Genomic DNA, 14,407 nt, shown 5'->3' on the forward strand with positions numbered 1-14,407 from the left:
TTATAACCCGGAGCCCCCATGGACATCCTCTACCAGATCCGCGCCCGCCAGGACTCCTTCAGCGCCGGTGAAGGGCGTATCGCCAAGCTGATGCTCGATGACGTGGGTTTTGCCGCGTCCGCCAGCCTGGAAGCGTTGTCTCAACGGGCCGAGGTCAGCACCGCCACCCTGTCGCGGTTCGCGCGCAGCGTGGGCTGCCGGGATTTGCGTGACTTGCGCCTGCAATTGGCCCAGGCCAGCGGGGTCGGCAGTCGCTTCCTCGATCCTGCGGGGTTGCCGGAGCAGTCGGCATTCCATCGGCAGATCCTGGGGGATATCGAGGCAACGTTGCGTCAGCATTTGTCGGGGTTCAACCAGGCGAGCTTCGTCGACGCGGTCAACCTGCTGGGCAAGGCGCGGATGATCCACTCATTCGGCATGGGCGGCCCATCGAGCCTGTGCAGCGACGAGCTGCAGGTGCGCCTGGTACGCCTGGGCTATCCGATTGCCGCTTGCCATGACCCGGTGATGATGCGCGTCACGGCGGCAACACTGGGGCCGGAGCATGCGCTGATCGTGTGTTCGTTGACCGGCCTGACCCCTGAGCTGCTGGACGTGGTGGAACTGGCGCGCAACTACGACGCGCGCATTGTCGCCATCACCCTGGCCGACTCGCCGTTGGCTCGGCTGGCGGATGTGCTGCTGCCCCTGCAACCGGCCGAAACCAGCTTTATCTACAAGCCCACTGCCGCACGCTACGGAATGCTGCTGGCCATTGACCTGCTCGCCACCGAGTTGGCGCTGGCCTTGCCGGACGACAACCAGGAACGCCTGCGCCGGATCAAGCTGGCCCTGGACGATTATCGCGGCGGCCCTGACAGCCTGCCGCTTGGAGACTGATATGAAGTACGACACGTTGATTCGCCAGGCGCTGATCATTGATGGCAGCAACACGCCAGGCTATGTGGCCGATGTGGGGCTGCGCGACGGGCGTATCGAGACGATTGGCGATTTGTCGGCAGCCGTGGCCGAGCATGAAATCGAGGCGGCGGGCCGCGTGTTGGCGCCGGGTTTCATCGACGTGCATACCCACGATGACACGGTGGTGATCCGCCATCCGCAGATGCTGCCCAAGCTCAGCCAGGGCGTGACCACGGTGATTGTCGGCAACTGTGGCATCAGTGCGTCGCCGGTGAGCTTGCGCAGCGATCCGCCGGACCCGATGAATTTGTTGGGCAAACGTGAGGCCTTTACGTACCCGCGTTTTGCCGATTACCGCGCAGCGGTCGAAGGCGCGCATCCGGCGGTGAACGTCGCGGCGTTGATTGGCCACACTGCGTTGCGCAGCAACCATATGGACGACCTGCACCGCACCGCCTCGGCGGATGAAATCGCGGCGATGCGCGTGCAGTTGCACGAGAGCCTCGAAGCCGGCGCCCTCGGTTTATCCACAGGCCTGGCCTACGCCAGTGCATTCAACGCCGAGACCGATGAAGTGCTGCAGTTGAGTGAAGAACTCACCGCGTTCGGTGCGGTGTACACCACCCACTTGCGCAGTGAATTCGAACCGGTGCTGGAGGCCATGGATGAAGCCTTCCTGATCGGCCGGCATGCCCAGGTGCCGGTGATCATTTCCCACCTCAAATGTGCCGGCGCCGGTAACTGGGGGCGTAGTCCGCAGTTGCTGGCGTCGCTGGAGCTGGCAGCGAAAACCCATCCGGTGGGGTGTGATTGCTACCCCTATGCCGCGAGCTCTTCGACCCTGGATCTCAAGCAGGTGACCGATGCGTTTCGTATCACCATCACCTGGTCGACGCCGCACCCGGAAATGGGCGGGCGCGATTTGCAGGATATTGCCGCTGAGTGGGACGTTTCGTTGATGGACGCCGCCCGCCGGCTACAACCGGCAGGGGCGGTGTATTACGGGATGGATGAAGCCGATGTGCGACGGATCCTGTCGCACCCGCTGTCGATGGTGGGGTCGGATGGGCTGCCCGAGGACCCGTTTCCACATCCACGTTTGTGGGGCGCGTTTCCGCGGGTATTGGGGCATTTCAGCCGCGATGTCGGGTTGTTCCCATTGCATACCGCCGTGCACAAGATGACTGGCTTGTCGGCGGCGCGGTTTGGCCTGGCTGAACGGGGTGAAATCCGCGAAGGGCACTGGGCCGACCTGGTGTTGTTCGACCCGTTGCGCGTGCGCGACGTGGCGGATTTCAAGGAACCGCAGCGTGCGGCGGAGGGCATCGATGAGGTGTGGGTCAACGGGGTGTTGAGCTACAGCGGTGGGCAGGCGAAGGGGCAGCGGCAGGGTCGGTTCCTGGCACGCAGCGGGGATTTGCGTCGCAGGTTTTCGTCTCTATAGTGGGCGCTCTCATACACGGAGCGGTCACCATGCACTTAGGAAAAGTCACCCCCATTCTGCGAATTTTCGACGAGGCCAAGGCGCTGGAATTCTACGTCGACTTCCTGGGGTTCAAGGTGGATTGGCAGCATCGTTTCGAGGCGAATTTCCCGCTGTATCTGCAGGTGTCTCTGGGCGACTGTGTGCTGCATTTGACTGAGCACCATGGCGATGCCTCGCCGGGTGCGGCGGTGCGGATCCAGGCGCAAGGCGTGGACGCCTATCAGCAGCAGTTGGCGGGCAAGGACTATCGGTATGCCAAGCCCGGGGTTGAGGAAACGCCCTGGGGCTCGCGAGAGATGAGCATCAAGGATCCGTTTGGGAACCGCGTGGTGTTTGTCGAGGAAGGCGAGGGCTGAAGGGCGAATCGCAGGCAATAAAAAACCGCCTTGGCAGGGCGGTTTTTTTGCAATCCCAGTGAGTGGCCGGGGTTGGTCGCTCAACGATGCGTTGGCCCGCGTCCAAAGGCCCACATGTTCCGGTAAGTGCGCTGGAGGTAAGGCCCCACTCACGGAGGGCCGAGTATGTCCACGTTTGCATGACGTACGTGGAACCTCGTAGTGAACTGCCTGCGTGCTTATCACGTCTGGAAGTTACTGCGGGACAGCTTCGATGACCGCTAAGGTCTGAGAAGTGAAGCCGCCCCGGTTTAGGCCGAGGCGGCTTTTTGGTTTCTTACACCCGGAAATGACTGACCATCTGCTGCAACTGGCTACCCAACCGCGCCAGCTCCACACTCGACTTGGCCGTCTCGTCACTCGCCGTAGCGGTCTGCTCCGACACATCCCGCACATTCACAATGCTGCGGCTGATCTCTTCAGCCACGGCGCTTTGCTGTTCAGCGGCGGCGGCGATCTGCTGGTTCATCGACTGGATGTTCGACACCGTACGGGTGATGTTCTCCAGCGACACGCCAGCCTTGCGGGTCAGCTCGACACTGCTGTCGGTGAGGCTGCGGCTGTTGTTCATCACGTTCGCCACTTGCTGGGTACCGTTCTGCAACCCGGCTACCAGGCCTTCGATTTCCTCGGTGGATTTTTGCGTACGCTGGGCCAGGCCGCGCACTTCGTCGGCGACCACGGCAAACCCACGCCCGGCTTCACCAGCCCGCGCGGCTTCGATCGCCGCGTTGAGGGCCAGCAGGTTGGTCTGTTCGGCGACGGCCTTGATCACGTCCATCACGCTGCCGATCTTGTTGCTCTCTTGCTGCAGGTGGGTCATGGCGTCGGTGGAACGCGCCACTTCAGCGGCCAGGCGTTCGATCTGGGCGATGGCCTCAGCCACCACTTTGTCGCCTGCGCGGGCTTGGCCGTCGGCGTCGGCAGCGGCCAGGGAAGCCTGTTCTGCGTTGCGCGCGACTTCCTGCACGGTGGCGGTCATTTCGTGCATCGCCGTGGCAACCTGATCGGTCTCGATCTTCTGGCTGTTGACGCCGGCGCTGGTCTGCTCGGTCACTGCCGACAACTCTTCGGCGGCGCTGGCGATCTGGGTCACGCCGTCGCGGATGCCGCTGATCAACTCGCGCAGGGTGGTGCCCATGCGCTGGATGCCTTGTTGCAGCACGCCCAGTTCATCTCGGCGTGTGACCTGGATAGTGTGGCTCAAGTCACCGGAGGCAATGCGCTCCACCACGGCCAGGGTTTCCTGGATCGGGCGAGTGATCTGGCGGGTGATGACCAGTGCGGCGATGACACCAACCAACAGGGCCAACAACGTGCTGATCAACTGCAGGCTGCGCGCTTGGGCGCTTTCGGCGTCGCGGCGATTGAGCTGGATCTCGTACAGCTTGTCGCTGATTGTGACGATATCAGTACCCTGTGTGGTCATCTCGGCACGGGCGGCGACGATGTTGGCGTTGGCCGCCTTGTAGTTCTGTACGGCGCTGCGATAGGCACCCAGGGCTGTTTCCAGTGCGGTCAACGCGCTTTGCTGGTTGGCGCCGAAAGCGGCGCTGAGGTCTTTCAGCCCGGCGATGGTTTTTTCAATCTGTGCGGCGGCGCGGGCTTCGGTGTCCGGGTTGACGTTGCCGGTGTAGCCGCGTACTTCGTAGCGCGCCAGCTGGAATTGTATCTTGGCGTCGGCCACGGCCTGGAACTGGGTAAAGTGCTCTGAACTGTCAGGCATTTGTTTCACGCTGGTTTCCAGCGCGTCGATCTGTGCGTTGGCGATATCGGCCTTGTCGCCCATCACCTGGCGAGAGGCATTACCGTTACGGTAGGCCTCACGCATTTTGTTCAGGGACTGTTGATAAGCGGTAATGACGGCTTTCTGCTCGTTGAGCAGCTTGAGGTTTTCCGGGCTCTTGAAGCTGTCCAGCAGTTTCTGTTGCTGGGCGGCGAAGGCATCCAGGTTGGTCTGTACGTTCTGGGCCACGGCTTCGTCGCCGTTGGCGAGCATGTATTGCAGGCGCACGATGCGCAGTTTGGTCAACGACGCGTTGAGCTGGGTGATATCGCTCATCCAGTTACTGCGGTCGATCAGGCCGCCCAGGCTGGTCCAGCCGGTGAGTGCCAGGATCGACGTGAGGACAAGCACCAGGCCGAAGCCCAGGCCCAGTTTGAGGTTGACGCTGATGTTGCCGAACCAGCTATTCATCGAATGCTCCGCAGGAATGATGGGGTGTGCTGGACGGTTATTGATTTTGGAGCCAGCTGCTGTGTAGGGCTGTATCGGCGGCAGGAGGTGAATCTGAAATGCTATTTTGTCCGGGATGACAAAGGGTCGCTACGGCAGGGGCTGGCCAGGGAGGGGGCTGATCATGGGCGGGTCTTGTGTGCTAGTCTGCTCGCCCTTTTAGTTTTGGGTAGCACGGGGAAACCAGTGTTGTCCTACAGCGGAGCCTCTTCATGTCCGAAGTTAATCTGTCCACCGACGAAACCCGCGTCAGCTACGGTATCGGCCGTCAGTTGGGCGACCAACTGCGCGACAACCCACCACCAGGCGTAAGCCTGGACGCGATCCTGGCTGGCCTGACCGACGCGTTCGCCGGCAAGCCAAGCCGCGTTGACCAGGAGCAAATGGCTGCCAGCTTCAAGGTGATCCGCGAAATCATGCAAGCCGAAGCAGCTGCCAAGGCTGAAGCAGCGGCTGGCGCTGGCCTGGCGTTCCTGGCTGAAAACGCCAAGCGTGATGGCATCACCACCTTGGCTTCCGGCCTGCAGTTCGAAGTGTTGACCGCAGGTGATGGCGCCAAGCCGACCCGTGAAGACCAGGTGCGTACCCACTACCACGGCACCCTGATCGACGGCACTGTGTTCGACAGCTCCTACGAGCGCGGCCAGCCTGCAGAATTCCCGGTTGGCGGCGTGATCGCTGGCTGGACCGAAGCCCTGCAACTGATGAATGCCGGCAGCAAATGGCGTCTGTACGTGCCGAGCGAACTGGCTTACGGCGCTCAAGGCGTTGGCAGCATCCCGCCGCACAGCGTTCTGGTGTTCGACGTCGAGCTGCTCGACGTTCTGTAAGGTCTGTTTAGATCCCCTGTAGGCGCTGGCTTGCCAGCGATAGCATCAACTCGGTGAGACTTTAGACCGAGTAGTCTGCATCGCGGGCAAGCCCGGCTCCCACATGAGCCCGGTGCATTCAGGTTTTGCGGGTCGTTTCATGGATGGAACTTGCCATTCAGTTCCGTCGTCGGGCGCAACGCTCGGGCATAGCAGAACAGAAACAGATTACGCACTACTTCCTTCAGCACTCCAGGTTCACTCGAGCTCAGCCCGTTGACGTCCAGGTCACCCTGGTCCTGCAGTTCGTTCAGCGCTTCTTCTTCCAGTACCGCACAGACTTCGCCGGTTTCCCGATGCAGGATCCGCAGGTAAGGGTGTGGGCGGTCCAGCCAGGCATCTATCAAATAAGTCATGGGTCGCATCTCCTTGATGAGTTTCAATGAGAATAATTCTTATTCGTAGAATAGCAAGTGCCTATTGGCGGTTTCTGGTTTTTCTGTGTGGATATTGCGTTCGATCAACGAGGAGGGCGAAACGCCATCCCGCGGCGGGCGCGGGATGGAGGTAGCAGGTTCAGACTTTGCGCACGAACTCGGACTTGAGCTTCATCGGGCCGATACCGTCGATCTTGCAATCGATATCGTGGTCGCCGTCGCACAGGCGGATGTTCTTGACCTTGGTGCCGACCTTGACGACCAGAGAAGTGCCCTTGACCTTGAGGTCCTTGATCACGGTGATGGTGTCGCCGTCCTGCAGGACGTTGCCCACAGAATCTTTCTTCACGGGTGGCAACGTGCTCACTAAGGCTCCTTGAGAGTCAGGATGGCTAAAGGGCGCACATTATATAGGGTTTTGCAGCGAGAGCGGGGCAGTGGGTGGTAATGAGGTCCAAATGTGGGGGCTTGCTCGCGAATGCGGAGGGTCAGCTAGAAACTTCTCACTGATATGCCGCCTTCGCGAGCAAGCCCGCTCCCACACAAGCCCATTCCGCCAAGAGTCTTTAGTGAGTGCGGGCGACCGCAAACTCACTCAGCTCAACCAGGGCGTCCCGGTATTCGCTGGCCGGGAGGGCTTCCAGGCACTTGATCGCACGGGCCACGTAGTCGCGTGCCAGTTGCGCGGTGTACTCCAGGGAGCCCGAGGCCTCGACAGCGGCACGGATGGCCTCCAGGTCTTCGATCCCGCCTTTCTGGATCGCCTTGCGCACCAGGGCGGCCTGTTCTGGCGTGCCTTCGCGCATGGTATAGATCAGCGGCAAGGTTGGCTTGCCCTCGGCCAGGTCGTCGCCGACGTTCTTGCCCAGGGTTTCGGCGTCGCCTTTGTAGTCCAGCAGGTCGTCGACCAGTTGGAACGCTACGCCCAGGTGGTCACCAAAGGTGCGCAGGGCTTCGGCTTGTTCGACCGTCGCACCGCATAGCGCTGCGGCGCTGTGGGTCGAAGCTTCGAAGAGCATCGCGGTTTTGCCGCGAATCACTTCCATATAGGTTTCTTCGGTGGTGCTGGCGTCGCGGACCTTCGACAGTTGCAACACTTCGCCTTCGGCGATGATGCGCGTGGCCTGTGAAAGAATCTTCATCACCGGCATCGAGCCGAGCTCGACCATCATTTCGAACGAGCGCGAGTACAGGAAGTCGCCCACCAGCACGCTAGGGGCGTTGCCCCACATGGCATTGGCAGTCTCGCGGCCACGGCGCATGCCGGACATGTCGACCACGTCGTCATGCAGCAGGGTGGCGGTGTGCAGGAATTCGATCGTGGCCGCCAGCAGGCGCAGGTCATCGCCTTCGCGACCCAGGGCCTTGCCGCACAGCAACACTAATAAAGGACGCAGGCGTTTACCGCCCGCCGACGTAATATAGTCGCCAATTTTGGAGACCAGCGGCACTTTAGAAGTCAGCTGCTTCTTGATGATGCCGTCGACGGCGCTAAAATCGTCCGCGACCGCGCGGTAGAAAGCTTGGGGTTGCATCAGCGACAGTCGCTCCAGAAGGGTTGCGCGGCATGCTAGGACCCAGGCCCCGTAGTGTCAAGGCGCGATAGACGGCCTCTTGCAACCCCCCGTTGCCTTGCGTACAATCGCGCACCCTGAACTTCCTGGGCAGCACCTGCCTTACGCAATTGCATTCGGGACGTCCATCCCATGCAGCCATGCCAGCCAATACCTCTTCTTATAAAGCGCTGGGTGAGCAGGATTATCGGAGAAATACCATGTCGTACGCAGTAATTGTTACTGGTGGCAAGCAATACAAAGTCGCCCCAGGTGAATACCTGAAGATCGAAAAACTGGAAGTCGCTACCGGCGAATCCGTTACTTTTGATCGCGTTCTGTTGGTCGCCAATGGCGATGACGTGAACATCGGCGCTCCAGTTGTTGCTGGCGCTACCGTTGTGGCTGAAGTGATCTCCCAAGGTCGTCACGATAAAGTCCGCATCATCAAGTTCCGTCGTCGTAAGCACCACATGAAGCGTATGGGCCACCGCCAGTGGTACACCGAGATCAAAATCACCGGTATTCAGGCTTAATTTCAGCCTAATTCCTCACTAGGAGAATTGACTCATGGCACACAAAAAAGCTGGTGGTAGTACCCGTAACGGTCGCGACTCAGAAGCCAAACGCCTTGGCGTGAAGATGTATGGCGGCCAGAAAATCATTCCGGGCAACATCATCGTGCGTCAGCGCGGCACCCAATTCCACGCCGGTTACGGTGTTGGCATGGGTAAAGATCACACCCTCTTCGCGAAAATCGAAGGCGTGATCAAGTTTGAAGTAAAAGGCGCGTTCAACCGCCGTTACGTGAGCGTTGTCGCAGCTTAATTGCGAGATCGCTGGAAAAGCCCTGTCTTGCGACGGGGCTTTTTCGTTTGTGGAGTGAGTCTCTTGCAAAGCTGTTTGTGATGGGCTCCAGCGCTGGATTTGCGGTCGCTGATTGAGGTCGCTGCGCTCATTTTTGCAAGAGTCTTATGTCTTGGTTTCTTAAGCTCGTCCATGCGACGAGAGGCGTTTTGTTATGAAGTTCGTTGATGAAGTTTCCATCCGAGTAAAAGCAGGCGACGGCGGTAACGGTTGCATGAGTTTCCGTCGCGAAAAATTCATCGAAAACGGTGGCCCGAACGGCGGTGACGGCGGTGACGGCGGTTCCATCTACATGATGGCCGACGAAAACCTCAACACCCTCGTCGACTACCGTTACACCCGGCACTTCGATGCCGAGCGTGGCTCCAACGGCGGCAGCACCGATTGCACCGGCAAGAAGGGCGAAGACCTGGTACTGCGTGTACCGGTCGGCACCACGATCATCGACTCCGCGACCCAGGAAGTGATCGGCGACCTGACCAAGGCCGGCCAGAAGCTGATGGTCGTGCAGGGTGGCTGGCACGGTCTGGGTAACACCCGATTCAAGTCCAGTACCAACCGTGCGCCACGCCAGACCACGCCAGGCAAGCCGGGCGAGCAGCGTGACCTCAAGCTGGAAATGAAAGTACTCGCCGATGTGGGCCTGCTGGGCCTGCCAAACGCCGGCAAAAGTACCTTCATCCGCTCGGTGTCGGCCGCCAAGCCGAAAGTCGCCGACTACCCGTTCACCACCCTGGTGCCAAACCTGGGCGTGGTCAGCGTCGACCGTTGGAAAAGCTTCGTGATCGCCGACATTCCCGGCTTGATCGAAGGCGCTTCCGATGGCGCCGGCCTGGGGATTCGTTTCCTCAAGCACTTGTCGCGGACCCGTCTGCTGCTGCACCTCGTGGATATGGCACCGCTGGATGACACCAGTGCACCAGACGCCGCCGAAGTGATCGTCAGCGAGTTGACCAAGTTCAGCCCTTCCCTGGCCGAGCGTGATCGCTGGCTGGTGCTGAACAAGTGCGACCAGATCCTCGAAGAAGAGCACGAAGAGCGCGTCAAGGAAATCGTCGACCGCCTGGAGTGGGAAGGTCCGGTCTACGTGATCTCGGCCATCGCCAAAGAGGGCACCGAGCGCCTGACCCGCGACATCATGCGCTACCTCGAAGACCGTGCCGACCGTCTGGCCGCCGATCCGGTGTTCAAGGCTGAACTGGCCGAACTCGACCAGCGCATCGAAGATGAAGCCCGTGCCCAGCTGCAAGCCCTGGATGACCAGCGTGCCCTGCGCCGCAGCGGCGTGAAGTCGGTCCATGACATCGGCGACGATGATTGGGACGAAGAAGACGTGGATGATGAAGACGGTCCGGAAATCATTTACGTGCGCGACTGATTCGTTGCAGTAAACTTAAGCGCCGCTCACTCGAGCGGCGTTTTGGTATCTGTAGTCTTTAAAGTGGTCACGAATAACGTTATGGGCGGCGCTGGGTCGCGCAGCCCTCAATCTAAGGTTGAAGATGATGCGGAGCAAAGTGACAGGTGCGCAGCGCTGGGTCGTAAAGATCGGCAGTGCGTTGCTGACGGCGGATGGCAAGGGGCTGGATCGTGCAGCCATGGGCGTCTGGGTCGAGCAGATGGTGGCCTTGCATGAGGCCGGTGTGGAGTTGGTGCTGGTGTCGTCCGGAGCGGTTGCCGCCGGGATGAGCCGCCTCGGCTGGACCGCGCGACCCAGCGCGATGCACGAGCTGCAAGCCGCCGCCGCCATCGGCCAGATGGGCCTGGTGCAAGCCTGGGAATCCAGCTTTGCCGAGCACGGTCGCCACACCGCGCAGATCCTGCTGACCCACGACGACCTGTCCGACCGCAAGCGCTACCTCAACGCCCGCAGCACCTTGCGCGCCCTGGTAGAGCTCAAGGTCATCCCGGTGATCAACGAGAACGACACCGTGGTCACCGACGAAATCCGCTTCGGCGACAACGACACCCTGGCCGCCCTGGTTGCCAACCTGGTGGAAGCCGACCTGTTGGTGATCCTCACCGACCGCGACGGCATGTTCGACGCCGACCCGCGCAACAACCCCGATGCCCAGCTTATTTACGAGGCGCGCGCCGATGACCCGGCGCTGGACGCCGTGGCCGGCAGCGTTGGCGGTGCCCTGGGCCGTGGCGGCATGCAGACCAAACTGCGCGCAGCACGCCTGGCCGCACGCTCCGGCGCGCACACCATCATCGTTGGCGGGCGCCTGGAGCGCGTGCTGGACCGCCTCAAGGCCGGTGAACGCATCGGCACGTTGCTGTCGCCGGAACGCGGCATGCTCGCGGCGCGCAAACAGTGGCTGGCCGGTCATCTGCAAACCCGTGGCACGCTGGTGCTGGACGATGGTGCTGTATCGGCGTTGTCCCAAGGCAACAAGAGCCTGCTGCCGGTGGGCGTCAAGCTAGTGCAGGGCAGTTTCCGCCGTGGCGAGATGGTGGTGTGCGTGGCGCCGGACGGTCGTGAGATCGCCCGTGGCCTGGCCAACTACAGCGCCCTTGAAGCACAGAAAATTATTGGACAACCGTCGGATGCGATTGTCGGACTCTTGGGTTACATGGCTGAACCGGAACTGGTGCACCGCGATAACCTGATCCTGGTTTAACCAAAGGAATACACGATGCGTTTAATGAAGGGATTGCTTGGCCTGGTGTTGGCCATGCCGCTGCTGGCCTCGGCTGAGGAAATCGGCCAGGTGTCGACGGTGTTCAAGTTTGTCGGCCCCAACGACCGGATTGTGGTCGAAGCGTTTGACGACCCCAAGGTCGATGGCGTGACCTGCTACCTGTCGCGCGCCAAGACCGGCGGCGTGAAAGGCGGCCTGGGCCTGGCCGAAGACCGCGCTGAAGCCTCGATCGCCTGTCGCCAGGTGGGCCCGATCCGCTTCAAGGGCGAGCTCAAGGATGGCGACGAAGTGTTCAAGGAACGCACCTCGCTGGTGTTCAAGACCATGCAGGTGGTGCGCTTCCTCGACAAGAAGCGCAACACCCTGGTGTACCTGGTCTACAGCGATCGTTTGATCGAAGGCAGCCCGCAGAATGCTGTCACGGCCATTCCGATTCTGCCCTGGCCTACCGAACGTGACTAATGGATAAGTTAAGGCTGCGTGCTTCTTAGCAGTAGCTTTATAAGCTCATAGAGAATATTTGGGTTAACGATGTCAGGGATGCATCGTTTTCGAGTAAATGTGCTGGTCATAAAAGATTTCGTTGACTTTTTCTGCTTTAAATAATTTCCCCTCAAGTTTAAATCCGTTCCTCTTCGCGACGCGGTTACTTTTGATGTTGGCGGTTGAGCATTTAATTACGAATCGCATTATGTAATTGTCTTTTGAATACATTTCTATTAGGTGTTTTAGTGCAGAGGAAACTATTCCTTTTTTTTCATTGTTCTGTGAGATCCAGTATCCAATCTCTGCTGTTTGATTATGCCTATCTATGGTATTGAAAGAGATTACACCTGTGCATTGGTTGTTATAGGAAATGATAAACGTTTTTGAGGATGACCTTTTATGCTGTATTGCTGCGTTGGCTAAAAACTCTAGGGTGTCCGTCTCGGTATTTATGAACTTAGGCCAGTCAAGAAACTCGCTTAGATAGAATTTGTTTTCTATGATTAAATTATGTAGCTCTTTGTAATATATTTGATTTGCCTCAAGCAAATGTAAAGACTGAGAAATCACAATTTTTGTGTTTAAAGTCGGTACGTCGCGAGTTCGCAGACTTTCACTTTTTTGGTGGGTTCTGGACAGTACGCAGCCGTGGGAGAATATCGAGTAAACTCTGACCCCGCCTCGGGTCCAAATATTTGATGTTTGTAAGTCATAAGCGCCGCAGCCGCGAACAAGAAGGTAGTCACCTATATCGATTTTCGCTTTGTTGAAGTCGAAACAAATGTAGTCTGATTCGAAACAATTGATGCCGCTAATGACTTGCTTGTTTGGTGGTAAAGTCGTATTGGGTGTGATTGGTTCAATGGAGTGAGCCCAGTTGTGTACTGATGGAACCCAATTTATGCCGATGTTGCTTTGCAGGATGGTTGTATCAAGTCTTTTTTTTGAACTGACTATTTTCGTTGCGAAATATCCACAGTCTTCTACCAGGCACCGTCCAGGTTCAAATATAATTTTCCAATTTTCATACGCGCTTTTGAATAGCCTACTAAGCTCAGTTTTAAGATTTCTCATAAATGAATCTACAGTAGGTGTAGGTTGGTGTGGGTCTGAAGAAAATGAATCTGCAGGAAACCCACTGCCTAGGTCAAGCCATCCATCTTCAGGCATATATCGAAGAATAATGTCTGCATATTCGGTAAGAGTATTTTCAATACTAGCTGTATCTTTAAGGTTAGAGCCAGAGTGAAGATGAAAGCCTTTGAGGTTTATATGATTATTGTCAGTGTATTTTTTGTTACTTAGGGCTATCTGTAACTCCTGCTTGTTTAATCCAAATCTAGACTGGGCAAAGCGGTAGTGGTGCGAAAGCCTCAGCGAGATTTGTGCTGTTTTATTTGACTTTTTGCATATGTAATATATGTTTTCTAGTTCAAATATGTTGTCAACTTGTATCCTTACATTGTGCGATATTGCAAACTCCAACTCCGAATATTTTTTGTAAGGTCCATCAAAAAGTATCTTATCCAAAAGATATCCGTCAGCTATCGCGCAATGCATCTCATCCAACGACACAACCTCGGCGGAAAAGCCTTTTTGGCTTAATGCATTACAAAGAGAGGATAGGTTGTTAGTTTTATATGAGTATGCAATTTCAATATTTTTAAAGTGCTTTTCTGCACATGACTTGAAAGAAATAGCTCTTTCCAGAACCTCAACCATATCAATGACTACAAAGGCATCATCTAAAGAGTGATCTTGAGCTATCCGAGATATAGCGTTTCTCACGCGTGTAGGGGCTAGGGCTTGTGCCATATCTGTACTGACACTCCTTGGTAATTTCGCTGAGAGTTAAGGGCCTTTTTTATGCTATAAAATTTTTGAAAAAATTCATTCTTGAACTCTGGAATTAAAGTGGATGTAAAAGTGTTTTCCTTGTGTATATATTGTTCTATGGATCTGTGGAGTACGGTTTCAGGGATGGAGGCTAGATTATAATTATGTTCATGAGAAAGCTTTAAGCCTTTAGACTGGAAAAAGTTTAGCCAATATTCGTAGGTCCAGTTATGACTTGGTTTAAATCCAATGGAATGACGGACTTCCTCCAGTATTTCATTTGGCGGTGGGGTCCTATAATAAAAGTTTGAAACGCAAATTGCCCCATTTTTAGACAGTGTTCTAAGAGACTCGTCAAGAGCTATTGAACGGTCTTGGATGAATGCGAAGTTACACCCTGCTAATACGTGAGTAAACTTTTCATCTTTGAAAGATAATTTGCAAGCGTCCATATTTAGAAACGTCACGCATGCTGCTGCCCCCATTTCCCTAGCTTTATTATTGGCCACGTTGATAGAGTCAAGAGAGATGTCAATGCCAATAGATTTTGCTCCTGTCTGCTGAAAGCAATATCTTGAGCTAAACCCTGTAGAGCAAGCTAAATCTAGAATTGTAGATTTCCGATGGATTTTTCCTTTTGTTATCCAATAATTTAAAGTTTCTATTCCGCCAGGTGGAGTGTTATCTTGATTCATTAAAGCAATAAAGTCGGGGTAGCTAACTTTGCTTATGGATGAAAGGTCTAATAGCATATATT

General features: G+C 56.8%; 14 protein-coding genes and 2 pseudogenes. 9 read left to right on the plus strand and 7 right to left on the minus strand.

The genetic code is table 11. The features are described 5' to 3' along the window. The first annotated feature begins 18 nt into the window (after nt 1-18). The 3 genes from BM70_RS0122105 to BM70_RS0122115 are packed head-to-tail and all read left to right on the plus strand — an operon-like array spanning nt 19 to nt 2,742. Entirely contained in the window at nt 19-879 is an 861-nt protein-coding gene (locus tag BM70_RS0122105) for a MurR/RpiR family transcriptional regulator (RefSeq protein ID WP_025858034.1), read from the plus strand. Nucleotide 880: 1 nt separating this feature from the next. Continuing rightward, nucleotides 881-2,344, plus strand: coding sequence for an amidohydrolase family protein (locus tag BM70_RS0122110; protein ID WP_025858035.1), 1,464 nt, complete (start codon nt 881-883; stop codon nt 2,342-2,344). A 29-nt stretch (nt 2,345-2,373) separates the two neighbouring features. Beyond that, entirely contained in the window at nt 2,374-2,742 is a 369-nt protein-coding gene (locus BM70_RS0122115) for a glyoxalase superfamily protein (protein ID WP_025858036.1), read from the plus strand. 316 nt (nt 2,743-3,058) lie between these two features. Here the strand turns inward: BM70_RS0122115 and BM70_RS33990 are convergent, their stop codons facing one another. Next, entirely contained in the window at nt 3,059-3,922 is an 864-nt protein-coding gene (locus BM70_RS33990; RefSeq protein ID WP_370636473.1) for a methyl-accepting chemotaxis protein, read from the minus strand. Beyond that, nucleotides 3,914-4,978 (minus strand): annotated as a pseudogene (locus BM70_RS33995) (methyl-accepting chemotaxis protein); the annotation flags it as partial. The gene BM70_RS33990 and the pseudogene BM70_RS33995, both read right to left, overlap by 9 nt. 251 nt (nt 4,979-5,229) lie before the next feature. Here BM70_RS33995 and BM70_RS0122125 point away from each other — a divergent pair. Beyond that, nucleotides 5,230-5,847 carry an FKBP-type peptidyl-prolyl cis-trans isomerase gene (locus BM70_RS0122125; RefSeq protein ID WP_003176055.1) on the plus strand — a complete coding sequence of 206 codons (618 nt, stop codon included), beginning with the start codon at nt 5,230-5,232 and terminating at the stop codon, nt 5,845-5,847. A gap of 137 nt (nt 5,848-5,984) precedes the next feature. Here BM70_RS0122125 and BM70_RS0122130 read toward each other — a convergent pair whose 3' ends face one another. The 3 genes and pseudogenes from BM70_RS0122130 to BM70_RS0122140 all read right to left on the minus strand — a co-directional run bounded on the left by BM70_RS0122130 (nt 5,985) and on the right by BM70_RS0122140 (nt 7,798). Next, a complete protein-coding gene (locus BM70_RS0122130) occupies nt 5,985-6,242 on the minus strand; it encodes a hypothetical protein (RefSeq protein ID WP_024077374.1) in 258 nt (85 codons plus the stop codon). 160 nt (nt 6,243-6,402) lie between these two features. Next, nucleotides 6,403-6,612: pseudogene (locus BM70_RS0122135) on the minus strand (zinc ribbon domain-containing protein YjdM); the annotation flags it as partial. A gap of 217 nt (nt 6,613-6,829) precedes the next feature. After that, on the minus strand, nt 6,830-7,798 hold the full coding sequence (locus BM70_RS0122140) for a polyprenyl synthetase family protein (protein WP_025858039.1): 969 nt from the start codon (nt 7,796-7,798) through the stop codon (nt 6,830-6,832). A 239-nt stretch (nt 7,799-8,037) separates the two neighbouring features. Between BM70_RS0122140 and rplU the strand changes: the two genes are divergently transcribed. The 5 genes from rplU (at nt 8,038) to BM70_RS0122165 (ending at nt 11,790) form a co-directional block, all read left to right on the plus strand. Then, nucleotides 8,038-8,352 (plus strand): 50S ribosomal protein L21, encoded by a 315-nt coding sequence (gene rplU / locus BM70_RS0122145; protein WP_007950961.1) that lies wholly within the window; start codon nt 8,038-8,040, stop codon nt 8,350-8,352. Nucleotides 8,353-8,386: 34 nt separating this feature from the next. Then, nucleotides 8,387-8,644 carry a 50S ribosomal protein L27 gene (gene rpmA / locus BM70_RS0122150; protein ID WP_003176049.1) on the plus strand — a complete coding sequence of 86 codons (258 nt, stop codon included), beginning with the start codon at nt 8,387-8,389 and terminating at the stop codon, nt 8,642-8,644. A gap of 193 nt (nt 8,645-8,837) precedes the next feature. Then, a complete protein-coding gene (gene cgtA, locus BM70_RS0122155; RefSeq protein WP_010206489.1) occupies nt 8,838-10,061 on the plus strand; it encodes an Obg family GTPase CgtA in 1,224 nt (407 codons plus the stop codon). Between the two features lie 127 nt (nt 10,062-10,188). Beyond that, nucleotides 10,189-11,307: a glutamate 5-kinase gene (gene proB / locus BM70_RS0122160; protein ID WP_025858040.1), complete on the plus strand. Its 1,119-nt coding sequence runs from the start codon at nt 10,189-10,191 to the stop codon at nt 11,305-11,307. 15 nt (nt 11,308-11,322) lie between these two features. Next, nucleotides 11,323-11,790: a CreA family protein gene (locus BM70_RS0122165; RefSeq protein WP_025858041.1), complete on the plus strand. Its 468-nt coding sequence runs from the start codon at nt 11,323-11,325 to the stop codon at nt 11,788-11,790. Between the two features lie 72 nt (nt 11,791-11,862). On the opposite strand, the gene BM70_RS32620 is transcribed toward BM70_RS0122165, so the two are convergent. After that, complete coding sequence (locus BM70_RS32620; RefSeq protein WP_081782110.1) at nt 11,863-13,629, minus strand: GNAT family N-acetyltransferase; 1,767 nt, start codon at nt 13,627-13,629, stop codon at nt 11,863-11,865. Then, nucleotides 13,614-14,402 (minus strand): class I SAM-dependent methyltransferase, encoded by a 789-nt coding sequence (locus tag BM70_RS32625; protein WP_081782111.1) that lies wholly within the window; start codon nt 14,400-14,402, stop codon nt 13,614-13,616. The genes BM70_RS32620 and BM70_RS32625 overlap by 16 nt, the downstream gene beginning before the upstream one ends. Nucleotides 14,403-14,407: the final 5 nt, after the last annotated feature.

The sequence above is a fragment of the Pseudomonas sp. CHM02 genome (assembly GCF_000612585.1).
GTDB lineage: Bacteria > Pseudomonadota > Gammaproteobacteria > Pseudomonadales > Pseudomonadaceae > Aquipseudomonas.

Coding starts and splice junctions, on each gene's coding strand:
- BM70_RS0122105 (WP_025858034.1), top strand. CDS start 19: ATGGACATCCTCTACCAGATCCGCGCCCGCCAGGACTCCTTCAGCGCC.
- BM70_RS0122110 (WP_025858035.1), top strand. CDS start 881: ATGAAGTACGACACGTTGATTCGCCAGGCGCTGATCATTGATGGCAGC.
- BM70_RS0122115 (WP_025858036.1), top strand. CDS start 2,374: ATGCACTTAGGAAAAGTCACCCCCATTCTGCGAATTTTCGACGAGGCC.
- BM70_RS33990 (WP_370636473.1), bottom strand. CDS start 3,922: ATGGGCACCACCCTGCGCGAGTTGATCAGCGGCATCCGCGACGGCGTG.
- BM70_RS0122125 (WP_003176055.1), top strand. CDS start 5,230: ATGTCCGAAGTTAATCTGTCCACCGACGAAACCCGCGTCAGCTACGGT.
- BM70_RS0122130 (WP_024077374.1), bottom strand. CDS start 6,242: ATGACTTATTTGATAGATGCCTGGCTGGACCGCCCACACCCTTACCTG.
- BM70_RS0122140 (WP_025858039.1), bottom strand. CDS start 7,798: ATGCAACCCCAAGCTTTCTACCGCGCGGTCGCGGACGATTTTAGCGCC.
- rplU (WP_007950961.1), top strand. CDS start 8,038: ATGTCGTACGCAGTAATTGTTACTGGTGGCAAGCAATACAAAGTCGCC.
- rpmA (WP_003176049.1), top strand. CDS start 8,387: ATGGCACACAAAAAAGCTGGTGGTAGTACCCGTAACGGTCGCGACTCA.
- cgtA (WP_010206489.1), top strand. CDS start 8,838: ATGAAGTTCGTTGATGAAGTTTCCATCCGAGTAAAAGCAGGCGACGGC.
- proB (WP_025858040.1), top strand. CDS start 10,189: ATGCGGAGCAAAGTGACAGGTGCGCAGCGCTGGGTCGTAAAGATCGGC.
- BM70_RS0122165 (WP_025858041.1), top strand. CDS start 11,323: ATGCGTTTAATGAAGGGATTGCTTGGCCTGGTGTTGGCCATGCCGCTG.
- BM70_RS32620 (WP_081782110.1), bottom strand. CDS start 13,629: ATGGCACAAGCCCTAGCCCCTACACGCGTGAGAAACGCTATATCTCGG.
- BM70_RS32625 (WP_081782111.1), bottom strand. CDS start 14,402: ATGCTATTAGACCTTTCATCCATAAGCAAAGTTAGCTACCCCGACTTT.